Annotated in this window: 25 protein-coding genes and 1 tRNA gene; 11 read left to right on the top strand and 15 right to left on the bottom strand. The window is 58.4% G+C overall.

All coding sequences use genetic code 11. The features are described 5' to 3' along the window. Positions 1-888 carry a heme o synthase gene (gene cyoE, locus QK296_RS13865; protein WP_003194050.1) on the top strand — a complete coding sequence of 296 codons (888 nt, stop codon included), beginning with the start codon at positions 1-3 and terminating at the stop codon, positions 886-888. Positions 889-1,022: 134 nt separating this feature from the next. Continuing rightward, complete coding sequence (queC, locus tag QK296_RS13860; protein ID WP_003194049.1) at positions 1,023-1,721, top strand: 7-cyano-7-deazaguanine synthase QueC; 699 nt, start codon at positions 1,023-1,025, stop codon at positions 1,719-1,721. A 107-nt stretch (positions 1,722-1,828) separates the two neighbouring features. Here queC and QK296_RS13855 read toward each other — a convergent pair whose 3' ends face one another. Beyond that, positions 1,829-2,692 (bottom strand): queuosine precursor transporter, encoded by an 864-nt coding sequence (locus QK296_RS13855; RefSeq protein ID WP_003194048.1) that lies wholly within the window; start codon positions 2,690-2,692, stop codon positions 1,829-1,831. Further along, a complete protein-coding gene (locus tag QK296_RS13850; protein ID WP_003194047.1) occupies positions 2,679-3,284 on the bottom strand; it encodes a helix-turn-helix transcriptional regulator in 606 nt (201 codons plus the stop codon). Before QK296_RS13850 ends, QK296_RS13855 begins: the two co-directional genes overlap by 14 nt. Positions 3,285-3,496: 212 nt before the next feature. On the opposite strand from QK296_RS13850, the gene QK296_RS13845 reads away from it, so the two are divergent. The 3 genes from QK296_RS13845 to QK296_RS13835 all read left to right on the top strand — a co-directional run bounded on the left by QK296_RS13845 (position 3,497) and on the right by QK296_RS13835 (position 6,747). Next, complete coding sequence (locus QK296_RS13845; RefSeq protein WP_137203872.1) at positions 3,497-4,579, top strand: pyridoxal phosphate-dependent aminotransferase; 1,083 nt, start codon at positions 3,497-3,499, stop codon at positions 4,577-4,579. A gap of 121 nt (positions 4,580-4,700) precedes the next feature. Continuing rightward, the gene (locus tag QK296_RS13840; RefSeq protein ID WP_186354260.1) at positions 4,701-5,372 is read left to right on the top strand and encodes a LuxR C-terminal-related transcriptional regulator; all 672 of its coding nucleotides are present in this window, start codon (positions 4,701-4,703) and stop codon (positions 5,370-5,372) included. Positions 5,373-5,547: 175 nt separating this feature from the next. Next, positions 5,548-6,747: an MFS transporter gene (locus QK296_RS13835; protein WP_003194044.1), complete on the top strand. Its 1,200-nt coding sequence runs from the start codon at positions 5,548-5,550 to the stop codon at positions 6,745-6,747. Positions 6,748-6,796: 49 nt separating this feature from the next. Here the strand turns inward: QK296_RS13835 and QK296_RS13830 are convergent, their stop codons facing one another. The 9 genes from QK296_RS13830 to QK296_RS13790 all read right to left on the bottom strand — a co-directional run bounded on the left by QK296_RS13830 (position 6,797) and on the right by QK296_RS13790 (position 16,481). Beyond that, positions 6,797-7,513 carry a hypothetical protein gene (locus tag QK296_RS13830; RefSeq protein ID WP_003194043.1) on the bottom strand — a complete coding sequence of 239 codons (717 nt, stop codon included), beginning with the start codon at positions 7,511-7,513 and terminating at the stop codon, positions 6,797-6,799. 100 nt (positions 7,514-7,613) lie between these two features. Beyond that, entirely contained in the window at positions 7,614-7,868 is a 255-nt protein-coding gene (locus tag QK296_RS13825; RefSeq protein WP_057710526.1) for a Txe/YoeB family addiction module toxin, read from the bottom strand. After that, positions 7,865-8,119 carry a type II toxin-antitoxin system prevent-host-death family antitoxin gene (locus QK296_RS13820; RefSeq protein ID WP_003194039.1) on the bottom strand — a complete coding sequence of 85 codons (255 nt, stop codon included), beginning with the start codon at positions 8,117-8,119 and terminating at the stop codon, positions 7,865-7,867. Before QK296_RS13820 ends, QK296_RS13825 begins: the two co-directional genes overlap by 4 nt. 144 nt (positions 8,120-8,263) lie before the next feature. Continuing rightward, positions 8,264-9,517 carry an aspartate aminotransferase family protein gene (locus QK296_RS13815; RefSeq protein WP_003194038.1) on the bottom strand — a complete coding sequence of 418 codons (1,254 nt, stop codon included), beginning with the start codon at positions 9,515-9,517 and terminating at the stop codon, positions 8,264-8,266. A gap of 110 nt (positions 9,518-9,627) precedes the next feature. Beyond that, complete coding sequence (locus tag QK296_RS13810) at positions 9,628-10,641, bottom strand: sensor domain-containing diguanylate cyclase (RefSeq protein ID WP_003194037.1); 1,014 nt, start codon at positions 10,639-10,641, stop codon at positions 9,628-9,630. Positions 10,642-10,776: 135 nt separating this feature from the next. Next, positions 10,777-12,678, bottom strand: coding sequence for an alkaline phosphatase D family protein (locus tag QK296_RS13805; protein WP_282391040.1), 1,902 nt, complete (start codon positions 12,676-12,678; stop codon positions 10,777-10,779). Positions 12,679-13,066: 388 nt separating this feature from the next. Beyond that, positions 13,067-15,295, bottom strand: coding sequence for an ATP-binding protein (locus QK296_RS13800; RefSeq protein ID WP_282391039.1), 2,229 nt, complete (start codon positions 15,293-15,295; stop codon positions 13,067-13,069). Further along, positions 15,292-15,906 carry a biliverdin-producing heme oxygenase gene (locus tag QK296_RS13795; RefSeq protein ID WP_019817490.1) on the bottom strand — a complete coding sequence of 205 codons (615 nt, stop codon included), beginning with the start codon at positions 15,904-15,906 and terminating at the stop codon, positions 15,292-15,294. The genes QK296_RS13800 and QK296_RS13795 overlap by 4 nt, the downstream gene beginning before the upstream one ends. Positions 15,907-16,118: 212 nt before the next feature. Continuing rightward, positions 16,119-16,481 (bottom strand): response regulator, encoded by a 363-nt coding sequence (locus tag QK296_RS13790; protein ID WP_003194033.1) that lies wholly within the window; start codon positions 16,479-16,481, stop codon positions 16,119-16,121. A 163-nt stretch (positions 16,482-16,644) separates the two neighbouring features. Between QK296_RS13790 and QK296_RS13785 the strand changes: the two genes are divergently transcribed. The 3 genes from QK296_RS13785 to QK296_RS13775 all read left to right on the top strand — a co-directional run bounded on the left by QK296_RS13785 (position 16,645) and on the right by QK296_RS13775 (position 17,877). Beyond that, a complete protein-coding gene (locus tag QK296_RS13785) occupies positions 16,645-17,076 on the top strand; it encodes a VOC family protein (RefSeq protein WP_057710523.1) in 432 nt (143 codons plus the stop codon). A 30-nt stretch (positions 17,077-17,106) separates the two neighbouring features. After that, a complete protein-coding gene (locus tag QK296_RS13780) occupies positions 17,107-17,481 on the top strand; it encodes a cytochrome c family protein (RefSeq protein ID WP_034133617.1) in 375 nt (124 codons plus the stop codon). A 201-nt stretch (positions 17,482-17,682) separates the two neighbouring features. Then, positions 17,683-17,877 (top strand): T6SS effector amidase Tae4 family protein, encoded by a 195-nt coding sequence (locus QK296_RS13775; RefSeq protein WP_235369362.1) that lies wholly within the window; start codon positions 17,683-17,685, stop codon positions 17,875-17,877. A gap of 382 nt (positions 17,878-18,259) precedes the next feature. Here QK296_RS13775 and QK296_RS13770 read toward each other — a convergent pair whose 3' ends face one another. After that, complete coding sequence (locus QK296_RS13770) at positions 18,260-18,631, bottom strand: PH domain-containing protein (RefSeq protein WP_014719840.1); 372 nt, start codon at positions 18,629-18,631, stop codon at positions 18,260-18,262. A 155-nt stretch (positions 18,632-18,786) separates the two neighbouring features. Here QK296_RS13770 and QK296_RS13765 point away from each other — a divergent pair, with 155 nt between their 5' ends. Then, positions 18,787-19,422 (top strand): LysE family translocator, encoded by a 636-nt coding sequence (locus tag QK296_RS13765; RefSeq protein ID WP_047711733.1) that lies wholly within the window; start codon positions 18,787-18,789, stop codon positions 19,420-19,422. A gap of 8 nt (positions 19,423-19,430) precedes the next feature. On the opposite strand, the gene QK296_RS13760 is transcribed toward QK296_RS13765, so the two are convergent. Beyond that, positions 19,431-20,123: an NBR1-Ig-like domain-containing protein gene (locus QK296_RS13760; RefSeq protein WP_282391038.1), complete on the bottom strand. Its 693-nt coding sequence runs from the start codon at positions 20,121-20,123 to the stop codon at positions 19,431-19,433. Positions 20,124-20,353: 230 nt separating this feature from the next. On the opposite strand from QK296_RS13760, the gene QK296_RS13755 reads away from it, so the two are divergent. Then, positions 20,354-21,160, top strand: coding sequence for a 2OG-Fe(II) oxygenase family protein (locus QK296_RS13755; protein WP_282391037.1), 807 nt, complete (start codon positions 20,354-20,356; stop codon positions 21,158-21,160). Positions 21,161-21,186: 26 nt separating this feature from the next. Continuing rightward, complete coding sequence (locus QK296_RS13750; RefSeq protein WP_044268254.1) at positions 21,187-21,825, top strand: LysE family transporter; 639 nt, start codon at positions 21,187-21,189, stop codon at positions 21,823-21,825. On the opposite strand, the gene QK296_RS13745 is transcribed toward QK296_RS13750, so the two are convergent. Both QK296_RS13745 and QK296_RS13740 read right to left on the bottom strand, forming a co-directional pair. Then, positions 21,796-22,125, bottom strand: coding sequence for a hypothetical protein (locus QK296_RS13745; protein ID WP_282391036.1), 330 nt, complete (start codon positions 22,123-22,125; stop codon positions 21,796-21,798). The genes QK296_RS13750 and QK296_RS13745 overlap by 30 nt on opposite strands. Positions 22,126-22,208: 83 nt before the next feature. Further along, positions 22,209-22,293 (bottom strand) — tRNA-Leu (locus tag QK296_RS13740). Positions 22,294-22,328 lie beyond the last annotated feature (35 nt).

Here is a 22,328-nt window from a genome sequence, read left to right as displayed (position 1 = left end):
ATGTCGCTTAAGCACTTTATCCAAATCACCAAACCGGGGATCATTTTCGGTAACGTGCTTTCTGTGGCGGGCGGTTTCTTCCTGGCCTCCAAGGGACATGTCGATCTGGCCATCTTCCTGGCGGCAATGATCGGTACGTCCCTGGTGGTTGCTTCCGGTTGCGTATTCAACAACTGCATCGACCGTGACATCGACATCAAGATGGAGCGCACCAAGAATCGCGTGCTGGTCCAGGGCCTCATCTCCCTGAAGCTGGCACTGATCTATGCGACCGTCCTGGGTGTTGCCGGTGTGGCCCTGTTGTACAAGGTGGCCAACCCGTTGGCGGCGCTGTTTGCCGTGATCGGTTTTGTCATCTACGTCGGCCTCTACAGCCTGTACCTCAAGCGCAAGTCGGTTCACGGCACGCTGGTGGGCAGTCTGTCGGGGGCGATGCCGCCGGTGATTGGTTATGTGGCTGTGACCAATAGCTTCGACATGGCCGCGCTGACGCTGCTGGTGATGTTCAGCCTGTGGCAGATGCCGCACTCCTACGCCATCGCGATTTTCCGCTTCAATGACTACCTGGCTGCGTCGATTCCGGTATTGCCGGTCAAGCGTGGCATCCAGGTGGCCAAGAAACACATCCTGCTCTACATCCTGGCCTTCCTCGTGGCGACCTTGATGTTGACCTTCAGTGGCTACGCCGGCATGAGCTACCTCGCCGTCGCCGCCGCCATGGGCATGTACTGGTTGTACATGGCCTGGACCGGCTACAAGGCGGTGGATGACACCGTCTGGGCGCGCAAGCTGTTCGTGTTCTCGATCTTCACCATCACCGCGCTCAGCGTGATGATGTCCCTGGATTTCCAAGTGCCGAAAGAGCTGTTGCTGACCTACGCTCACTGAGTGGTCTTGCAGTAAAAAAGCCCCGCCTTCGAAAGTCGCGCGGGGTTTTTTATTGAGCGCTGCGTTATCGTTGACGTTTTTCGCGAGCGAGCGCGCTCCTACCTCCCAATTCTACAAATGCAGGAAGCAATGCAATGAGTAAAAAAGCCGTAATGGTCTTCAGTGGCGGGCAGGATTCGACCACCTGCCTGATCCAGGCCCTGCCGCTGTATGACGAAGTGCACTGCATTACCTTTGATTACGGCCAGCGCCATGTGGCAGAAATCGAAGTGGCCCAGAAATTGGCCAAGCAGTTGGGTGCCACTGTGCACAAAGTGATGGATGTGTCCCTGCTCAATGAGCTGGCAATCAGCAGCCTTACCCGTGACAACATTCCGGTGCCGACCGTGAACAGCTCGGGTGAAAGCCTGCCTAGCACCTTTGTGCCGGGGCGCAACATCCTGTTCCTGACCCTGGCTGCGATCTACGCCTACCAAGTCAAGGCCGAGACCGTCATCACCGGCGTGTGCGAAACCGACTTCTCTGGCTACCCCGATTGCCGGGATGAGTTTGTCAAAGCGCTGAACCAGGCCCTCAAGCTGGGCATGGAATACGACGTGCGCCTGGACACGCCGTTGATGTGGCTGAACAAGGCCGAGACCTGGGCCCTGGCCGATTACCACGGCCAACTGGAGCTGGTGCGCGAGCAGACGCTGACCTGCTACAACGGCATCATCGGTACCGGCTGCGGTGAGTGTGATGCGTGCAACCTGCGCGCTCGGGGCTTGAATGACTACCTGCAGAACCAGACAAATGTGATGCAGAGCCTCAAGCACAAGTTGCAACTCAAATAACCCTTGTAGGAGCGAGCTTGCTCGCGAAAAACCTGAGAGCGCCGCGTTCCACCAGATGCGCTGCGTGATCGTTGACGTTCTTCGCGAGCAAGCTCGCTCCTACAGGATTATTGATAGCGTTTGAACAATGAGCGTGCGCCATAGGCAGGCAGGATGTTGAAGAACGCAAAGCCGACTTTGATCGCGATTTGCACGTAAATCATGCTGAGGATATCGCTGGTCTGCATCGCGCCGTAGAAGGCAATGAAGCAGAACAGGAAGCTGTCGATAATCACCGCGAAGAACGTACTGAGGAATATCCGCAAGTACAGGTACCTGGAGTTAGTCAGCTCCTTGATCTTGCACAGCAGGTAGGAGTTTATATTCTCCGACACCAGAAACGACACCGAAGAGGCCACCAGCACCGACGACACTTGCAGGATCACGTCGGTATAAGGCCCATCCAGCTTCCAGCCCGGCAGCCCCGGCAGGAACGTCGAGCCATACAGCAGGATGATGATCATCGCGTTGCTGGCAAACGCAAACAGAATGGCCCGCCTGGCCAGGCGCAAGCCGAAATTCTCGTTGAGCAAGTCCACGATCAAAAAGGTCAGCGGGTACAGGAACGTGCCCGGCGTGACGATGATGCCCAACGACTCCAGGTAAATCGGCTTGGTCGCGGCAATGCTGGTGAAGATATAGAAGGTGAACAGCAGCAAGTTCAGGATGATGTAGATCATCCAGGAGTTTTCATTGCGGTCGTTTATCTCGTAAGCGGTCAGTGCTCCGCCTTGGGAATAGAACTTCTTGTACAGGTTCTTGATTTCCATCTTGTTGAAGTTGTCCATCATTTCACTGCTGAGCACTTCACTCAGCTTGATCTTGAGGACCTTGCCCGTGGCGATCACCATGATCACCGCCAGGCGCTTGTCGTTTTCAAAGCCCAGCAACTTGTATTTGCTGTTTTCAACGGCGCCCTCAGACGTTGTCATTGAAGCGCTCCTCAAGGATGTCGCCGATGACACACAAACGCTCTGAGTTCCCACAGGGTTCGAGGGTGATGAACAGCTTCTTGGTGGCGCGGTCGTACACCAGCTTTTCTTTATCGTCGCTCGACGAGCCTTTCTGCACGATCAGCAAGTCCCCCGGTTCATTGAGGCCCGGAATTCCGTGCTCAAGGCGCACGCCGATCAAATTGCAGGCGCTGCCGAAGTAGTACGTCAGCGGGTGCAGCGTGGCCAGTTCACCGATGCGCTTGCCCAGGTTCTGCATGAGCAGGCTTTCCTTGAGCACAGGTACTGCTGCCGGGTTCTTGTTACCCAGCGGGGAAACATTGCTCTCGATGACTTCCTTGGCCTCAAAACTGATGGTCTCGATTTCTTCGTAGGAGACGCCAAAGAAGTCCGAGATCTTGCGAATCGTCGACTGCTGTACGTTAACGACCTTGCCTTCCAGGATGTTGTAGATGGTGGTCCTGGTCAGGCCGGCAGCACTGCTTAACGAAAGCTGGGTTTCGCCACGACTCTTGATCAAGTACTTGATGTTGCTCTTCAAGTGCTCGGTTTTTTCCCGTCTGTGTATCAAGTGCTCACCACTTCCATTTAGTCATCAGTCCATGCCGGCAGAACCCAATGTTGCGGGTTTGGCGGCAGTGAAAGTGTTGCATGCGCCCGCTATAACAATAAAGTACTGAGTGCAGGGATACGCCTTGGTGGTAAATCAGGCAACGGCTTTCTCGTCATACTCTTCTGAACGGCCCGCGCGAATCCCTCGCGCCTCTACAAGGAGTAGCCATCATGGTGCGTGTCAGTCGTCGATCCCTTCTCGCCCTGGGCGCGGCCCTGCCTGTGATGGGGCAGCTCAATTGGGCCCTCGCCAGCCCGGCGCCGACGAAATCTGACAAGGTGCTGCTCAATTACAACGAAAGCCCCTACGGCCCTTCAGACGCGGCTCGCCAGGCGATGCAGCGTGCGATTGCAGCCTCCGGGCGTTACCCTTACCCGGACATGTATGCATTGGCCGCGCTGTTCGCCCAACAACAGGGCATAGCCGAAGACAACGTCGGAGTGTTTGCCGGCTCGATGGCCGCCCTGCGCTACGCGGTGCTGGCGTTCACCAGCCAGACCCGCGGCCTGGTGATGGCCACGCCGTCCTACGAAGTACCGCGCCAGGCGGCCGAGTCGATCAAGGCGCCGGTGCAAGAAGTGAACCTCGACGCCCAGCATGCCCACGATGTGCCTGCCATGCTCGCGGCGGACCCACAGGCCGGCATGCTGTACCTGTGCAACCCCAACAACCCGACCGGTACGCTCACCTCGACCGAGGCCATCCGCCAGGCCCTGGCGCACAAACCCAAGGGCAGCGTGCTGGTAGTGGACGAGGCTTATATCGACTTCTGTGACGCCCCCAGTTGCGTGAGCTGGGTCAACGACCATGACGACCTGCTGGTGCTGCGCACGTTCTCCAAGATCTACGGCATGGCCGGTGCGCGCCTGGGCCTGGCAATCGGCCACCCGGCGCTGCTGGAGCGGTTGGCGGTGTTCGGTGGCGACAACGTCCCGGCCGGCGCCAGCTTGCTGGCCGCCCGTGCCAGCCTGGAAGATTCGCAGCTGGTGGGCCAACGCAAAGCGCGAAATACCAGGTTGCGCGATGAGACGATCGCCTGGCTCAAGGGCCGGGGCTTTACCTGCACCGCTTCCCACAGCAATTGCTTCATGATCGACGTGAAGCGCCCGGCAGAGCGGGTGATCGAGCGGCTGGCAGCACAGAATGTGCTGGTGGGGCGGGTATGGAAGGACTGGCCGCAGTGGGTACGGGTGACCGTGGGCAACCCGCAGGAGATGCAGCGCTTTCGCGAGGCGTTCGCGGCGCAAGTCTAGCCCCTGTGTTTGTCATCCGCTGCCTGGACAGGCAAGCCAGGCATGCTTCATGCTCGACCGGGTCGAATGCTCAAGGAAGATACCCGTGCGACCTAATGGCCAACCCGATAAGAAATCGCCCATGCTGCCCGAGGATATGCGCCGCTTGCTCGATGCCGAGCTGAGCCGCCGTGGCCTGGGGCACTTTGAGGTCTACCAGTGTGGGCCGTCGATGGACCAAGCGCAGATTGTGTCCAATTACCCAGAAGCCATGGAGCCTTCCGACACGGCCGACGATTTCTACCGGCGTGGCGAGCTGGTTTCATTGACCCGCACCCGGATCAAACCGTTTTTCTGGAGTGATGAACACCTGCTGGCCGTGGCCGATGAGGCGGTGCCGGTGCCGGGCCCCTACAAACCCGTTGGCGAGGGCGCCAGTTTTATCGTGCATGGCAATCGCGGTTTCTACTCGGTGCTCAATCTGTGCAGCTTCGGCGAGGACCAGCAATTTCGCGAGACCGTGCTGGCCCATCAAAGTGAACTGCAGATGCTGTTGGTCTCGATGTACGACGAGGCCCTGGAAGAGCACGCCGCGCCGGTCGCGCAACAGACGGTGCTGACCCCACGGGAAACCGAAGTATTGTCCTGGGTGAGCCTGGGCAAGACCTACAACGAAGTGGCGCTCCTGACCTCGATGACCTCCCATACGGTCAAGTTTCATATGAAGAATATCTTCGGCAAATTGCAGGTCACCAACGGCAAGTCAGCCATCGGCAAGGCCCTGCAATTGGGCTATATCCGTCACCCGGCCTGAGGCCGCAATCACCGCCTACCTGTCCAAATGGGTAGCTTGTTCGCCGCACAGTGCTGCATTAGGTTGCCCAGCTATGGAGTTTGGCGCCGGACACACCGGCGCCGCCATTGAGAAAGGACATCCGGATGAGCCGCTCTGTAGCTTTGCTCCACGCCTGTGCCAGCGTGTTGCGCTGATGGGCACTTTTCACGCCTTGCGCGGCCTTAATGCGCGGTTGCAAGCACTGTTCATGATCACGCTGGTGTTCCGCATGGGCACTCTGGCGTTTCCTTTCTACGCGGCGTACCTGATTCATCAACACGCGATATCGGCGGGCACGGCTGGCCTGTTGGTCGGCGTGTACGGCGCGGGCGCCCTGTGTACCGACCTGGTCATCGGCGCCGTGATCAAGCGGTTTTCGGCCAACCGGGTCATCCTCGGTTCGTTGGTGTTCAACGCGGTGTTGCTGCTGGTCATTCCCTCGGTGGAAAACCTGCTCGCGCTGTTCCTGTTGTCGTTTCTCTGGGGCGCTTGTTACGAAGCCTTCACACCGGCCGCGTTCTCCGAGACGGTGGCTCACAGCAGCCTTGAGTCGCGCAAGGTGGCGTTTTCCTGCAACCGGCTGGCGATCAACATAGGCATGGCCATCGGGCCGTTGCTGGGTAGCTTGATCTTTCTGCGCAATGCCGACGCGGTGTTCTACATCAATGCCGTGTTGTCCTTGCTGGCCTTCGCCGCCTGCCTGCGGTTCGGACGGCCCCGGCCAGCCACCCAAGACGCGCCCTTCGCTGGCAAGGGCGAGGGCTTGCCCGAGGTGGCGGCTCATGAGCGTTCGCGACTGCTGGTGATCCTGTTGGCGGCGCTGCCGGTGCACGTGGCATACGCACTGCCGCCGACTTTTCTGTCGGCGTACATCATCAACTACACCCAATTGCCGGCCTATTACGTGGGCATCATTTTCTTTATCAATGCTTTGCTGGTGATTGTGTTTGAAGTGCCGATCAATCTGCGCATGGCGCACTTGTCGAGCAGCCGCTCGCTGATCATCGGCTTCTTGCTGGCAGGCAGCGGTTTCTTCTTGATGGGCTTTGGTCAGGTCGGCGCGCTGTTGATGCTTGCTACGGTGTTGTGGAGCCTGGGCGAGATGATTGTGTTCCCCGCGATCACCCACTATGTCAGCAGCATTTCCAGCCACGACAGCGTGGGCCGCAACCTTGGCTACTACTCGGCAGGCGTCAACATCGGCGTGATGATCGCGCCATCGTTGGCGTTCATGTTACTGGCCCGGCCCACCTTGCCGTCACCGTGGCTGCTGACAGGCTGCGTGTTGGTGCTGTTGGCCATCGCCGTGGGGATGATGAAAAGCTCGGCGATGTTGTGGAACAAATCGGCGTAGACGGCAACCGGCGCTGCGCCTTGCACGCGCGCCGGGTTGCGTCAGCTACTTACTGGGCGGCGATGGCGTAGCCGTCAAAGGCGCTTTGCTGTTGCAGCGCGGTCACGATGCTCTTGCGCGTGACCGGCTGCTCGGCACCGCTGTTGTCGATGAAGGTTTCGCTCGCAAGCTCCGCCTCGCTGCCTTCGCCCACAAAGGTGAAGCCCAGGAATTCCAGCGCCTCGCGGTCCACATTGAGCTTGGAGCGCGGGGTGCGCAGCGGCAGGGTGACGCTGATGCCATCTTTGCTGATCACAAACACTTCGTTGTCTTTCTTGGCGCGTGCAGCTTTGCCCTTGCCGGCGCTCGGGTTGCTGATGGCCTGGTGCGACTGGTTAAGCACCTTGAGGGCCAGGCCGTAGACCAGTTCCTGAAACTCTGGGTCGTCCTTGAAACTGGATAGGATGCGGCTGATCGAGAACTGGCTGCTCAGGTGTTCCAGGGCGGCGTTGTCTGCGGCTTCGGCGTCTTTCAATTGCTTGAGCTGGCCCATCAGCTCATAGGCTTTGTCATCATCGAAGGCATCGTGGGCCTGGCGGATGGCAACGCGCAGCTCGCGGATCTGGTCGCTTTCCTTGGAGGTGTGAAACGCGTCCAGCACCATCTCGCTGATGATCTTGGCGGCCGGCACATGCTGTGAAAGATTGATGGCGTTTTCGTATTCGGCTTTGGCGTGCAGGGCGACTACGGATTCTTCGGCGGATTTTTCGGTGTAGGAATCAGGCATTAAAATTTCACTGCGTAGTATGCGGAGAGACAAAAAAACGTCGGGCATTTTCAGCGGGTGGGGGGATCAGGTCAAGGTTGGCTCGGGCGTCAGAACAATTTCAGTAGTGGTAGCGGCACATCAATATTTGTACTTCATCATCCTCGATGCCATAAACCAGACGATGCTCCGCGGTGATTCGCCGAGACCAGAAACCACTCAGATTATGTTTGAGAGGTTCAGGCTTTCCCACGCCGTCGAAGGGGGCTCTCTGTATGGCCTTGATCAAGAGGTTGATGCGCTTGAGCCCGGCTTTGTCGTTCTGTTGAAACCAGAGGTAGTCGTCCCAGCCTTCAGGGGTAAAAAGTATGTTCATTCTTCAATCAACCGCCTTGGCTTGGCTTTGCCTGCTCGTAAGCTGTTGACTGAGTTAATGAGACGTTCGGCATTTTTAGGTGAGCGCAGCAGGTAAGCCGTCTCTTCCAGAGCATTGAACTCTGATAACGAGATCATCACCACGGGCTCGCCTTTTTGTCGAGTCAGTAGAAGTGGGACGTGATCATCGTTGACGCGGTCCATCGTTTCGGACAGATGGGCTCGGGCATTGGTGTAGTTGATAGTTTCCATGGGAACTCCTTGTTGGGTGGGTTTAACGTACAGAAATACGTACATATCCACAACGGGAATCTTATCAACGGTCATCCACCTCGCCCGGACTTCACGAACAAGCTCAACGACTGAGTGGAGCAGCGTCAAACCTGTTGATACATTTTACTCGTCCAGTTCTTCGAGACACGCCTGGAGAATATCCAGGCCTTCCTCCAACACCGCGGGTTCAATGGTCAGCGGTGCCAGCAAGCGCACAATGTGCCGCGACTTGCCGCTGGGCATCAGCAGCAAGCCGGCCTCTCGCGCCAGCTCCAGCAGTTGCGCCAGTTGCTTGGGGGCGGGTGTGCCGTCGGCATGGGCCAGTTCAATGCCTCGCATGGCGCCGACACCGGTGAGGCGGCCCAGGTAGGGCGACAGTTGCTGTGCGCGCCAGGCTTGATAGCGGCCCACAATCGCGGCTTCCTGCGCGGCGCCCCACGCGTGCAGATGTTCGTCGCTCATCACCTCAAGGGTCGCTAGCGCCGCGGCACAGGCGATGGGGTTGCCCGAGTACGTACCGCCCAGCCCACCTTTAGGCAGGTTGTCCATCAGCGCCTTGCGCCCGACCACCGCCCCCAATGGCATGCCGCCGGCGATGCTTTTGCCGAGCAGCAGCAGGTCCGGCTCGATGCCCAGGCGCGAGAAGGCGAAACGCTGGCCGGTGCGCCCAAAACCCGACTGGATTTCATCAATGATCAGCAGGATGTTGTGCTGGTCGCAGAAGCGCCGCAGCGCCTGGGCGAACTCAGTGTCCAGGGCGAGAAAACCGCCTTCGCCCTGCACCGGCTCGATGATGAAGCACGCCACGTCGTTTACGTCGATTTCAACGCTGAACAGACGCTCCATAGCCTTCAGCGCTTCGGCGCAGGTCACGCCGTTATCGGTACTGGGGTAGGGCAGGTGATACACAGGGCCGGGCAGTACACCGACCTTCTGCTTGTAGGGCGCGACCTTGCCGTTGAGGTTGAGGGTCGCCAGAGTGCGCCCGTGGAAAGCGCCGTCAAAGGCGATCACCGCCGTGCGCCCGGTGGCACCACGGGCGATCTTCAGGGCGTTTTCGGCCGCCTCGGCGCCGCTGTTGGTGAGCATGCCGCTGACCGGGTATTCCACCGGGATAAAAGCGCTGAGACGTTGCATCAACTCGATGTAGGGCGTATGCGGTGCGGCGTTGAACGCGTAATGGGTGAGCCGGGTGGCTTGCTCGCATATGGCCGCCACCACGGCCGGGTGGCAATGGCCCAGGTTGAGTACGCCGATACCGCCGACAAAGTCGATATAACGTTTACCCGCCGTGTCCCAGACTTCTGCGTTTTTACCGTGGCTCAGGCTGATGGGGTGAACGATTGAAATCGACTGGCTGATGCTAGCGTGGCTCATGACTCTTGGACTCGGCAGTGGTGGGCGCAGCGCTATCTAAGCCGCGCGCCTGGCCTTGCCGCAAACGAAATAAAGTTGCCGGGTCATTCCACCTTGGAAGGAGCTGCGGTCTATTCCGACACCCCATCCTTGCCCGCCGCCTTGGACCGATACAAGGCTTGATCGGCCCGCGCCATCAGCGCCGCCGGAGATTCCCCCATGCGCCGCTCTACTACGCCCAGGCTCAGGGTAACGTTCAACGCACCCAAGGGGGCCGCCGCCTTGATTTTATGGCGAATCCTTTCGGCCAGCTCTTTGGCCGTGTCCAAGTTGCTTTTGGGCAGCACCACCATAAATTCATCGCCGCCCCAGCGCGCGAGCAAGTCGCTTTTACGTACGCAGGCTTCCAGGTGTTCCACTACCCGTATCAGCGTCTGGTCGCCGACGCCGTGGCCGTATTGGTCATTGATGGGCTTGAAGTCATCGACATCCATGGCCACCAGTGCCAGGGGCAGGCGGAAGCGCTCGGCGCGGTCGCATTCCTCCAGCAGCACTTTTTCCAGGCGGTACCGGTTGGCGATGCGCGTCAGGGCGTCGCGCTCGGCCAGGGAGCGGTTTTCGTCCAGCTGCAATTGCAGTTGCTGGTTGACGCGCGACAACTCAAGGGTGCGCTCTGCGACCAGCGCTTCCAGAGACTGGTTGCGTTTTTGCAACTGTTCGATGGAGCATTTGCGCGTATGAATATCGCGGTGTGCGCCGACCATGCGCGCCACTGAACCGTCGGGGTTACGGGCAATGACGTAGCCACGGTCCTCGATCCAGAGGTACGTACCGTCTTCTTTTCGGCAACGGTATTCGGCCCGGTAATGAGCGGCGCGTTGGCAGATGTAGTCATCAAACACCGCCATCACGCGGGGGTAATCCTCGGGGTGGATCACGTTCTCCCAAGTGAACACGCTGTTTTCCAGGGAGTGGTGGGAGTAGCCAAGCATTTCGTACCAGCCGGGATTGCGGTAGACGAAGCCGGTATTGGCGTTCCAGTCCCAGATGCCATCACTGACCAGTTCCATGATGGCGTGCAACAGGTCGACGTTAAGGTCGGACACCTCATTGCGTAGCGGTTCTTTGCCGGATGTATCGTCCATCTGCGCTTCCTGCGGGGGCTGGCGCCCAAGGCCAGTCATGGTTGACGCCGATACTCCGTGGCTGGCGCTACTGTACATCGGCGCTTGCGCGCTTTGAATAGGGCAGGTGTGCTGCTTTTGACGAGTGGCGAAACGCTATTTTTCTGGCGCCATCATCTTTGTCCGAGGCCTTCCATCCGCGTTGTGCTGGTAAATGGCCTGCGGTTGGCCCTGCTCATTGAAAAACACCTGGCCAATGCCTGCCGAGTTCCACAGCCGTTCGCCCGCTTCGGCGTGCTCGGGAATATAGGGCACCACCTGCATGGTGCGCCGGCGGGTAAACCAGTTGAGCGGCGAACGCGGGGAGTAGAGCCAGCGGTTGAGGCGGTCGAACCATTCCAGCAAGCGCGGCGGGAACTCGTTCTTGATGCCGCTGCTGGTGATTTGCCAGATCTTGGGGCCGCCGTTGCGGTGGCGGATCAGCACTTGGTAGACAAACGAGTAATGCACATCGCCGGAGAGGATCACGTAGTTACCCGGTGTGCGCGAGTGGCGGAAGATATTCAGAATCACCTGTGCGGCGCCGCGGTGGGCCATCCAGTTCTCCGCGTCCACCAGCAGGGGAAAACCGCACCAACTGAAGACCTTTTGCACCGTCTCGATCAGCTTGACGCCAAAGACCGGCGCGGGCGAGACAATGATGGCTGAAGGGTGATCCAGTAGGGCTTGTTGCAGCTCGCTCAAGGCCTCCCAGTCCAGCAGGCCGGAAGGTTGCTTGAGGGTAAATTCGCTGCGCCAGCGTCGGGTGCGGGTGTCGAGTACCACCAGCGCCGGGGTGGTGGGCAATACGTAGTGCCACTGCTGGAATTTCAGCAAGGCCTCCAGCAACGCGTCTTGCGCCGTCGCGTCGAGATGATTGGCCTGTACCTGGCCGGTCAGTGCCTGGGTCTGGTCCAGCAGTTCGCCAAACACCTGAGGCTGGTTGCCCCAGCCTTGGCATAGCAGATACGCCAGCAAGGCATTGCCGATGATGCGCTTGGAGAAGGGGTGGCCGTAGGCGGTTTCTTCCCACTGGGCGCTGAGGTTCCAGTCGTCGGTGATGTCGTGATCGTCGAACATCATCAACGTTGACAGGTGCGCGAATACCCGCGCCACCCCAGGCAGGCCGTCGCGGAACTGGTCGATATGAACCTGTTCGCGGGCGTAGCGTTGCTGTTCTTGCGCGCTCAGCGGCGGCGGTTCTGGCGTGATCAGTGCCCAGGGTGTCGGCGACCAGGCCAGCAGGTACATCGCGATCACTTCGGCAAAGGTCACCAGGTGATTGTCGGCGGTGCTGCTGGTGAAGATTGGTTTCTTCACGCCGCCGAAAAAGCGTTCGCGCAAGGTCTCGTTACTGTCCAGTGCGGGAAGCAGGTCGGCCCGGTGGTAGTAGCTGGCGCGATGCCCATAAAGGCTGGGGCTGTCGCTCACCACCGCGCCCTCCAGGTACTCATCGAACAGGCCCAGGCGCGTAATCAGCCCATGAATGGCCCGCAGCATGGGCCCTGCGACGTCGTCGGCGTAGATCTGGTCGCCATTCATCATCAACAAGGCTGGGCGTTCGAGCGGTGTGCGGGCGTCCGCCAACAGACGGTCGACACACAGCAAGCCTTCGTCGGCACGGTGGTGGGGTTTGCGGCACGAGCCATGCACCAAGTGATGGATGCGGCTATGCAGCACGAAGCTTGGCGTAGTCGCGTCGCCATACAGCAAGTGCGGTGCCCACTGTGCAATGCCGAGGCCGTCGATCAACAGGTCGTAACCGATGATTTCGTCCTGCGGCAGGGCGTGGCTCAGGGCTACGTCGATCAGGTGGATAAAGGCATGGCGCCCTACGGGTACGACTTGACAGTGCGTCGCATCGAGCAGGATATCCAGCGCCTCGCCCGAGGGTAATTGCAGCGTCAAGGACATTGGCAGCGTACGGCTGCCCACCAACCAGATAACCAGGCGCTGCGGCTCCAGGCGCCTTAGGAGGGGGCCCGCAATGACCGCGGGCAAAGTGTCGGGTTGAAGCATCGACGGAGTGGCTCACACGAAATAGATCGTAAAGAGTAGCGCAGTGGATGTCGGTGTTTTGTCAACGCAGTGCAGCGTCGGATGTTAGTCAGGTCAGTCGGCCCTGTCCGAGGGCGTCCATGGAGGGGCGCCTTGGCCGCGGTGGCGGTTCGGTCTGGCTGTTTGTGTGGGGTGAAGGCTTGACGACCGCCTGCTGGGTTTGCGCGTTTTGGTGGGCGTAATAGGTGTAAAAGGCGTGGCTGATGATCATGGTGAACCCCTTACTCAAATGGAGGATTGTTTCCGCATCAATACTCCCTTTGAGTGCGCACTGTTTCAGTGGCATTGGCCGGATTGTTCGTTCCCGGCCAAAGGTATCCGCATGTTGGGTTTAGAGAGAGGTCGCGTTTCAGGCGGGCTTTGGCACCGTAAACCTGAACTCACTACCGCACCCCAACTCACTTTCGGCCTCGATGCGCCCACCATGGGCTTGGACAATCCCCTGTGTGATATACAGTCCCAGTCCGCTGCCGGTGGGGTTGTTTTCAGTCTGGGTCCAATAGCGATCGAACACATGGGGCAAATCGTCCGGCGCAATGCCTTCACCGGAGTCGCGCACCGAAAATACAATCTCCTCACCGTTGCTCATGGCGCTGATGCCGATGTTGCCTTGGCGAGGGGTGAACTTGATCGCATTGCCGATCAGGTTCGACAGCACCTGGAACAAGCGCTCCGGGTCGGCCTTGATCTGCAGGCCGGGCTCGACATTGAACGACAGGTCGATGCCTTTTTCCGAGGCCAGTGGGGCCAGCAACGAATACGCCTCTTCAAAGATCTGGCTGACGTCCAGCGCCACCGGCTTGACCACATAGCGCCCGGCCTCGATCTTCGAGGTGTCGAGCAAGTCTTCCAGCAACACATTCATGCGCCCGGCGGCCTGTTGCATGGTGTCGATCGCGGAAGAGATACGGCGTGAGGTGTGTGGGCCATCGGAGCTGAAGGCTTTTTGCATCATGCCGCACAGCATGGAGATGACCGTCATCGGGTTACGCAGGTCGTGAGAAACCACCGCCACCAGTTCGTCCCGCGCCCGTACCGCTTGTTGCTCGCGCAGCACCTGCCGGGACAGATCGTTCTCCAGGGCCGAGCGGCGCAAATCGTTGGCGGCAAACAGGTCGCCATGGCTCCATTTGGTGGAGATGCCGGCCATTTCCACTTTCCAGATTTCAAACGAGGTGCGTGGGCGAAGGCGCATGCCCGCGTCGCAGGTTTCCAGATTCAGCGGCTTCTGCGGGTCGCCACTCCAGTGGATGTTCTCTTTGACTTCCGGGCGAAACCACAACACACCGTTATCCACAGGCTTGGGCAAGCTCATGGCGAGCACGCCGCTGGCCACGCTCTGGAACTCAGCGGCAGGCGGGTAAACCGAGGCCAGGTTATGGCTGGAAAATACCGGTTCACCGTTGGCCTGCAACCACTTGTGCAGCGCGCGTATCTGCGCCGGTTCCGGGCAATTGCCGTAGCGGTGCAGTTGTTTATCTTCGATGATCGCCACGCCGCCGGAGAGGGTCAGGTCCATCAGCATTCGGCCTTGTTGGGCCAGGCCGTCGAAGACGTTATTGGCAGAGGCTTTCATCGCCAGGTCCAGCAGCGCCAGCGCTTCGACTTTCTCGTCGCGCTGGCGGGTCAGCTCCAGGGCCTCCATGGCACTGATCTGCAATGACAGCACCTGGCCGATGGTCTGGCAGGCCATGCGCAGGTCATTAGGTACCAGCAGCGGCTCACGGTTGCCGCAGCTGATCAGGCCCCAGAGTTTGTCGCCCTTCATCAACGAAATACTCATGGACGACAACACGCCCATGTTCTGCATGTACTGGCAGTGAATCGGCGACACGCTGCGCAGGGTGGCGAAGCTCAGGTCCAGGGGCTGCCCGGTGTCCGGGCGCAATTTGGGCACCAGCGGTACCGGTTCGTAGGACGCATTCGGGATGATCCGTAGCCAGTTGGTGCGATACAGCTCCCGAGCCTGCTCGGGGATGTCGGACGCGGGGAAGAACAGCCCGTTGAACAATTCCATTGACGGCGCCGAGGCCTCCGCGATCACCTGGCCATGGCCTTCCTCTTCGAAGCGATAGATGAGCACCCGGTCATAACCGGTCATGGCCTGGATTTCGTTGACGGTGATGGCGTAGAGCGCCTCCAAGGTCTTTGCCGATTGCAGGCGGTGCAGCATCTTGCCCAGATCGCTGGTGCGGCCATTGTGCGCTCGGGGTTTGAAATCCTTGAGCCGTGGTTCGAATTCCAGCACTAACACGCCCTGGTGGCGATGCAACAGGCCTTCGAACTGCTCACCCTTGAAGGTGATCAGCAGGGGCGGCGAGTCCAGGAATGCGCTGTCCTCGGCCATGGTTCGCACGGCCTGGGCGTACTCCTCGCCAATCAATCTGTGCAACGGTTGATCCAACAGCGCCTCGGGGGCGTGGCCGAACAACGTACCGACGTTGGCACTTACCTGAATAATGTTCAGGCCAGGTTCCGACAAAGTCAGCAGCACGCCGTGGGGCTGGATGGCCCCCGGAAAACGAATGGGTTCGTCGGCGCAGTTGGCAAGCAGCTCTTCAAAATCTTCGGGTTTCATAGCAATACCTCCTGGCTGTCGAGCCATTGCTCAAAGCCGCTGAATGTCGAACGGGCCGCCATCACCGCGCGCGCGGCGGCATCTGTATCCAGTGGCTGGCGGCTCAGATAATCGAGGAAATCTTTCCAGCGCCGTCCGGTCTCGGCGCCGTATACATTGAGAAAGGCACCGCCGTTGTCGGCGTTCACATCCAGGCGCAGGGCCATTTCCCGGCGCAGCACTTGGCCACCCAGGGTGGCGCCTTCCAACACATACAGGGCGCCGAGACACGCAGCCGGCGTGTCTAATACGGGGAGTTGGGCACAGCGAGGCAGGGCATGGATGGCGTGGTCAGTCAGGCCGAGTGCGTGCAGGTCATGGACCAGTGTTGGCGTTTTCACACGCAACACAGGCTCATATCCATCGGGAATCAAACCGCTGTCATACAGCGCCGCTTCCATCGGCTGATAAAAGCCGTAGTACGCTTGCAGCAGGCGCCGATACCACTGGGCATCCAGGCGCTCGGAAAAAAACGGCAGGCGCTGTTCCAACGCTACATGCAGCAGGCCCGTGCCCGTGCGCAACGTTTCCAACAAGGAGGGCGCACTAACGTCATGGGCCTGTGAATGCATTCAATGAGCTCGAACTGTGGGCCTGTCGGCCATGAATGACGCGTGAAAATGGGCGACGATTCTACACAACTCATTGTCGTCAGCTGAACGCAGAAGCGAAAAGGCTGACCAGCGGATCAGAAAAGTCGCTCCCTGCACCTTACATGACCGCAGAACTGGCCCTCAAGTTCGGTTGAAATGATATCGCGCTGCTATCAATGCAGGGGCAGGCCCTAGTGCGTCAATGCTGTCTGCACGCACTCAAGCAAGTGGTCGGTACTCCAGGGCTTGGGCAGAAACCGCACGGAACTGCCCAACTCGGCGGCGATTTTCGTATTACCTGAGGTCAGCACTACTTGTACTTCAGGCCAGCGGTGGGCGACCACACGGCTCAAGTCATAACCATTGAGCAAGCCGGGCATTTGAATATCACTGACAATCAAATCCACCGGGTCATCGCCGCGCTCCAGGTAAATCATCCCTTCGTCTGCCGATGCAAACGATGTCACCACCGCACCAAAGTCTTCCAGCACATCTACCATCAACGCCCGAATGATCTCGTCGTCTTCCAATACCAAAATCGATGGCTGAGCCATGATCCTTACTCCACCATCAGGGGTTCAGTAAGGTGGAGTAGGGGTTGGGTATATAGGTTCGATTGGATGTTTTTTAAGCGATGGGTGGTCGTTTGGTCACTTGTGAGCCATGGGCACGACAATCCGTTAAGGTGAACGCCACCCTTTCGTCCCAAGGAATGCCATGTTTAACCGTAACCCGCTCGTGCCGGAACTGATCGTCACTCGCCTCAGTGTCAGCCTGGCGTTCTGGGTCGAACAGTTAGGCTTCACCATCGCCTACCAGCGCGCTGAAGAAGGCTTTGCCTACCTTGACCTTAACGGCGCGCAAATCATGCTCGAACAATACGACCCCGACGCCGGCCAGTGGCTGACCGCACCGTTGCAGCCACCGTTCGGGCGCGGCATCAACCTGCAAATCGATGTGCCCGCCGTGACGCCTATCCTGCAACGGTTGGCGCACATTGGCTGGCCATTGTTCCGCGATGTTGAAGATGCCTGGTACCGAGCCGGTGACGTGGAGGCCGGGCAGCGCCAGTTCATCGTGCAAGACCCGGACGGTTATCTGGTGCGTCTGGTGCAGCGGCTGGGGGAAAGGCCGGTCGAACAGGCATAATCCACGGCAACAGCCGATAGGGAGACCTGAATGAAGTATGTGTTATTGACCCTCGCCCTCACCGTTATCGCTGCCCCCGCGCTCGCTGCGGGCGACGCCGAGGCGGGCGGCAAACTCTTCTCCAAGACCTGCGGCGGCTGCCACAGCATTGGTGAGGGTGCGCGGGGTGGTTTTGGCCCGGAACTGAACGGCATCATTGGCCGGCCTGCCGGTACCACCACGGACTACCAGTATTCGGATGCGATGAAGAACTCGGGCGTGGTGTGGACGCGGGAAAAACTGGCGGCCTACATTGAGGACCCGAAGGCGGTGGTCAGTGGTACGCGGATGATCTTCTGGGGGATCAGTGACCAAGAGAAGATTGAAAATATCCTGGCGTACTTAGCGACATTCCAGCCCAAGTGAGGCGCCCAGGCTGACGGCTACCACCGGGCACAACGCGATCAGAGGCGGGGGGCTTGCCTTCATGCCCGTCAGTTAAACGCAGCCCCTTGTGGGAGCGGACTTGCTCGCGAAAGCGGTGGGCCGGTGACTGAATAGGTGACTGATACAAAGCATTCGCGAGCAAGCCCGCTCCCACATTGAGCTGGGTTCGGCTCAAGGTATATCTTTTTCAAAGTTTTTTGGCGCCGAGGGAATGAGACGTTTGGCAATCGCAGCGGTGACCACATTGACCTTTGGAATGGACGGCGGTTGACGGATTGGCTGAGTTATCCGCGTATCCAGCTGGGGTTTTCGATTGAGGGGACGTTCTCGGACTATCACGAGTCCAGGGAAATCTGGTTTTGGAAGGTCATATGAAATTGGTTAAGGGCGTGGTGTTTGTCGTCGGGGTGGTTGTAGTGGCGCTCGGAGTGTTTAACGGTTTGGTGGTGGTCGTGTCTGCGTATTTTGGGCCGTTTTATCAAGGGGATGCGGATCAGAGCAGGAATTTTGGGCTTTGGTTGGTTGGGAATGGGGTTGTGGTTTTGGGAGCAGCGTTCAGTGGGGCGGTTTGGTATTGCAGGCGTTTGAGTAGGTGGCGGGAATGAAAATGTGTCCGAGTATTAAGTGAATCAGCGGCTGTGATTTTTCCTTAAAGGGCATCGCAGGCAAGCCAGCTCCCACATTTTGAGCGATGTGTATCAGTTGAGCCGCAATAAAAAAGACCTTGAAGCACCAAGGTCTTTTTTGTGCCTGCGGATCAACTCAGCAGGTGCTTGGAAATCAGCCGCGAGATTTCCACGATCGAGGTCTTGCCAGTGAATTCGAACTTCACCTTCCCCAACGACGAAAAGTAAATCTCCAACTCCGAATCAAGATCAAACGTCCCGGACGTTTCCACCGAGTACGCCACGATGTTCTTGTACGGCAATGAGGTGAAGTCCTTCTTGCTGCCGGTAATCCCCTGCACGTTAACCGCGATGATGCGTTTAGTGGTGAACACGACGCCGTCGCGCATGGCCTTGTAGGCGTCGACCACTTCTTCGCCGTCCAGCAGCAGGGCTGCTACGCGTTCGGCGTATTCGTTGTTTTGCTTGAGTTTGAAGAAGCCTTTGTTGTTGAAGTCGATCATGTGCCTGTCCTGGGTAAGGGGTGCCGCCGGTGTATGACGTTTTGCTTGCGGATCTGTATCTAACGCCTGGGCCTTCAAGCCCCTAGCATGACGCTCAACACGACCGCGTCGGCGAAGGGTTTCACGCTGGCAGCATAAAAAACAGGAGCCAATCCATGCCTGATATATCCAGCTTGCTCGCCTACGGCCTGATTTCACTCGGCATGGTACTGACACCGGGGCCGAACATGATCTACCTCATTTCCCGCTCCATCTGCCAGGGGCGCACGGCGGGGTTGATTTCCCTTGGCGGCGTGGCGCTGGGGTTTGTGGTGTATATGGTGTGCGCGGCGCTGGGTATCACGGCGTTGGTGATGGCGGTACCCTTTGCCTACGACGCGTTGCGGCTCGGTGGTGCGCTGTATCTGGTGTACCTGGCGTGGCAGGCGGTCAAGCCGGGTGGGCGCTCGCCATTCCAGGTGCGCGACTTGCCCAAGGACAGCCCGCGCAAGTTGGTCACCATGGGCTTGGTCACCAACCTGCTCAATCCCAAAGTGGCGGTGATGTATTTGTCGCTGCTGCCCCAGTTCATCGACCCGAATGGGCATGGCAGTGTGCTGATGCAATCCCTGGCGCTGGGCTCCCTGCAGATTGTTATCAGCGTGAGCGTCAACGCGGTGATTGCCTGCATGGCGGGTTCCATCGCGGTGTTCTTCGTCACCCGGCCGGGTTGGCAGGTGTTGCAGCGCTGGCTGATGGGGTCGGTGTTGATGGGCTTGGCGGTGCGGATGGCGGTGGAAGGGCGGCGCTAAATCTGCTTTCAGCGTGCCATGACGTTGACGATCACATGCAGGATGAATGCAGGTCCGTAGCAGGGGCGCCTGTGTTCATCTTCGATACGCCAGATCGAGGTGACCGTACAGGTCTCCCGCGGCGCTCCAAACTCCACCGTGATATGCACCGGCTGCCCAGGCAGGGTTTCGGCGATCGGTACTTCGCTGTCAAGGCTGCGCAGGTGGCTGTCCATCACCACTTCCAGGGGCTCGCCTGTAGCCGTTCGACGGGCGATGACGTATTCACCGTCTACTCGTACCAATCGTCGACCGCGCCAGGCGCGGGTGCCCACATTCTGGATCTCCCAGGTTTTCTGAAATGTTTCGCCTGGCAACACGACGGTTTGGTCGGGGGTGGTGACATCGGCGTTGAATACCACAACGTCGCCAAGATCATGCAGGCCGATGGCTCGGTTGGTGGTTGCCATTGAATGGGCATCGACGGGCGAGCCGGACAAATCGGCGAAGTAGCGGAACAGCATTAAGGGGGACACCTGCAGCGCCTTGGCCAATTTGATCAAGGTGCGTACCGACGGATCTTTTGAGATGCCACCCGCCAATCCGTACAAATAGGTTCGTGAAATACCGGCTTCCTTAGCCAGGGTAGTCATGGACTTTCCCAGTTCCCGACTGCGTCGTATGACCAGTGCCTGGAGGGTGTCGCGGGTTTTGATGCTCATGTCCGTATGTGATCCCCCAATCCTTGAAAAAAGTCGTCAACTTGTTCGCCAAAAAGGACAACTTGCTCGCCGTTGCGTGTATTGGACCGTGCACACTCGCAACCTGCTAGCGACGTTGTGAAGGACATGGATCGGTCCCTTTCTGTTTGACTATATCCAGTGTCGCGGTTTCTCGCATGCTTGCGAACCTGGTGTGTTGCATTCCTTTACAACTATCTTTGGATATAGCTATGTCTCAATTTAAAGCATGCTGCGAATCCATAGCCCGATCAGGCTTTGGCATCCTGCAAATTCCTGATTCGATGTTGCAGGACTACAAAAAGATCATTGATGGGTATTCGGCCATTCCCCAGGCCATCAAGGATGAATTTTCCTTTGCCCAGGACACGGATGGGTTTTTCCCTTTTGGCGCCGAGTACTCCCTTGCCGAGGATCACCCGGACCTGTGCGAGCGGTTTTGTTACTGGCCCGCGCACGCTTCAAAAAGAACCGCTTTCGAATTCACCCGAAGTACTTTCGTGGCCGCAGTCGGCAGTTATGAGCGACAGATGAGCGAGTTGGCCCAGGGAGTGATGGATGGCATTTGCGAGGAGTTTGGCGTTCAAACCTTGGCCCCCTTTCGCTCTGCATCGTACATCCAGTTGTGTGTCTATGGTCCACAGGCCAAAGACAGTTCTCGTCAATATGCCCAGGATCCTCATGAAGACGGGCATATGCTTTCGTTTATCAAGCCTACCCGCGAAGGGCTGGTTTTGATGAAAGGACGATCATTGGAGCCGGTACGCCTTCTGGAGAACGAGGTCGCGGTGCTGGCGGGCTCCTTGCTGACAGAACTCTCTGATCATGCCGTGCCTGCCGCCTACCATGCTGTACTTGCACCTAGCAAACCGGTTGCCAGAAGTTCATTGATCTACTTTGCAAACCCCAATCCGGATCAGTTGCTAACGACCTTTTATCGTCAGAAACCCATTGAGCTGGGCAGTACTGTGAATGCTCGTCATACCGGTTTCGGTAATCAACCGATTCAACTGCGCTAAATAGTCCTGGAGGGCTCGAACAGTCCATGTTTCCTCACTTCAATGCCCTTTACCTCGAAGGTTTGCTCTTGGGTATCGGACTGTTCGCCGCCCCTGGCCCGAAAGACACCTTGGTGATCCGCCAAGGTGTCGGTCGCGGGCCGATCTGGGGCGTTGTCGCTATTTGCGTATTGGCCGATATTTTCCTGATCGCTTTCGGGGTCACGGGTTTAGGTTCGTTGTTGGGAAGTCGGCCTGAGGTGATGGCACTATTGCTGTTGTCCGGCGCTGCCTATCTGCTTTGGTTTGGTGGCCAACGTCTGTTGGCTTGTATCCGGGATCAGTCCATGCCGGATGCTCAAGGCGGCAACTCGCAAAGAGGGCTGTTGCGCTCGGCGGTCATACTCGGCTTTGCCAACCCTTACGCCTGGCTCGATACCGTGGTGTTGATTGGTTCCATCGGTGCCACGAAACCTGCGGGCCAACAGGCGCTGTTCGCGACAGGCGCCATGACGGCATCACTCGTGTGGTTCGTGGTGTTGGCGCTGTGCTGTCAGCGATTGACGGTATTGTTTCGCAAGCCTGCGGTCTGGCGCTGGCTGGATGCAGGGGTGGCGGTGTTGATGGTTTACCTGGCCGTTATGCTGATCAACGATTCATTGCACATCTTTCAGATAGCCCTTTAGTACGGTCAGCGGGCAGGTCAACTCATCAAGACGAGCGATGTTTTGCACATCGGTGGATAGCCTTTGCAATTCACGCCCGAGAACGCTGTCCGCTCCACCCAATGCAATCAACGCCTGGGTGATGCACTCATCGAGCTTCAACTGGATCTCAGCCAGGTTTCCCTGGCGCACTAACAACCCGAACACCTCGCGCTCATAGCCCTCCATCACCGGATCATCGCGCAGCAATGGGCTGCCGTGGTCAGTCTCATGCACCAGCTTCAGCGCAAACAACGCAACTGCTTCAAGCGTCAACTCCATGGTCCCGCTACCTCCACTGCCACGCCTGGCACTTTTTTGCAGGCGAAAAAAAAGACCTTGAATTTCAAGGTCTTTTTTTAAGATGGTGCCCCGAGGGAGACTCGAACTCCCACTCCTTTCGAAAACGGATTTTGAATCCGCCGCGTCTACCAATTCCGCCATCAGGGCTCAATGGCGGCGAAGTATAGAGATGAGATTACCGT

This window comes from Pseudomonas sp. AL10 (assembly GCF_029960685.1).
Lineage (GTDB): Bacteria > Pseudomonadota > Gammaproteobacteria > Pseudomonadales > Pseudomonadaceae > Aquipseudomonas > Aquipseudomonas lactis.
Note: the sequence above shows the minus strand (reverse complement) of the source record. Positions and strands in the feature narration are given on the sequence as shown.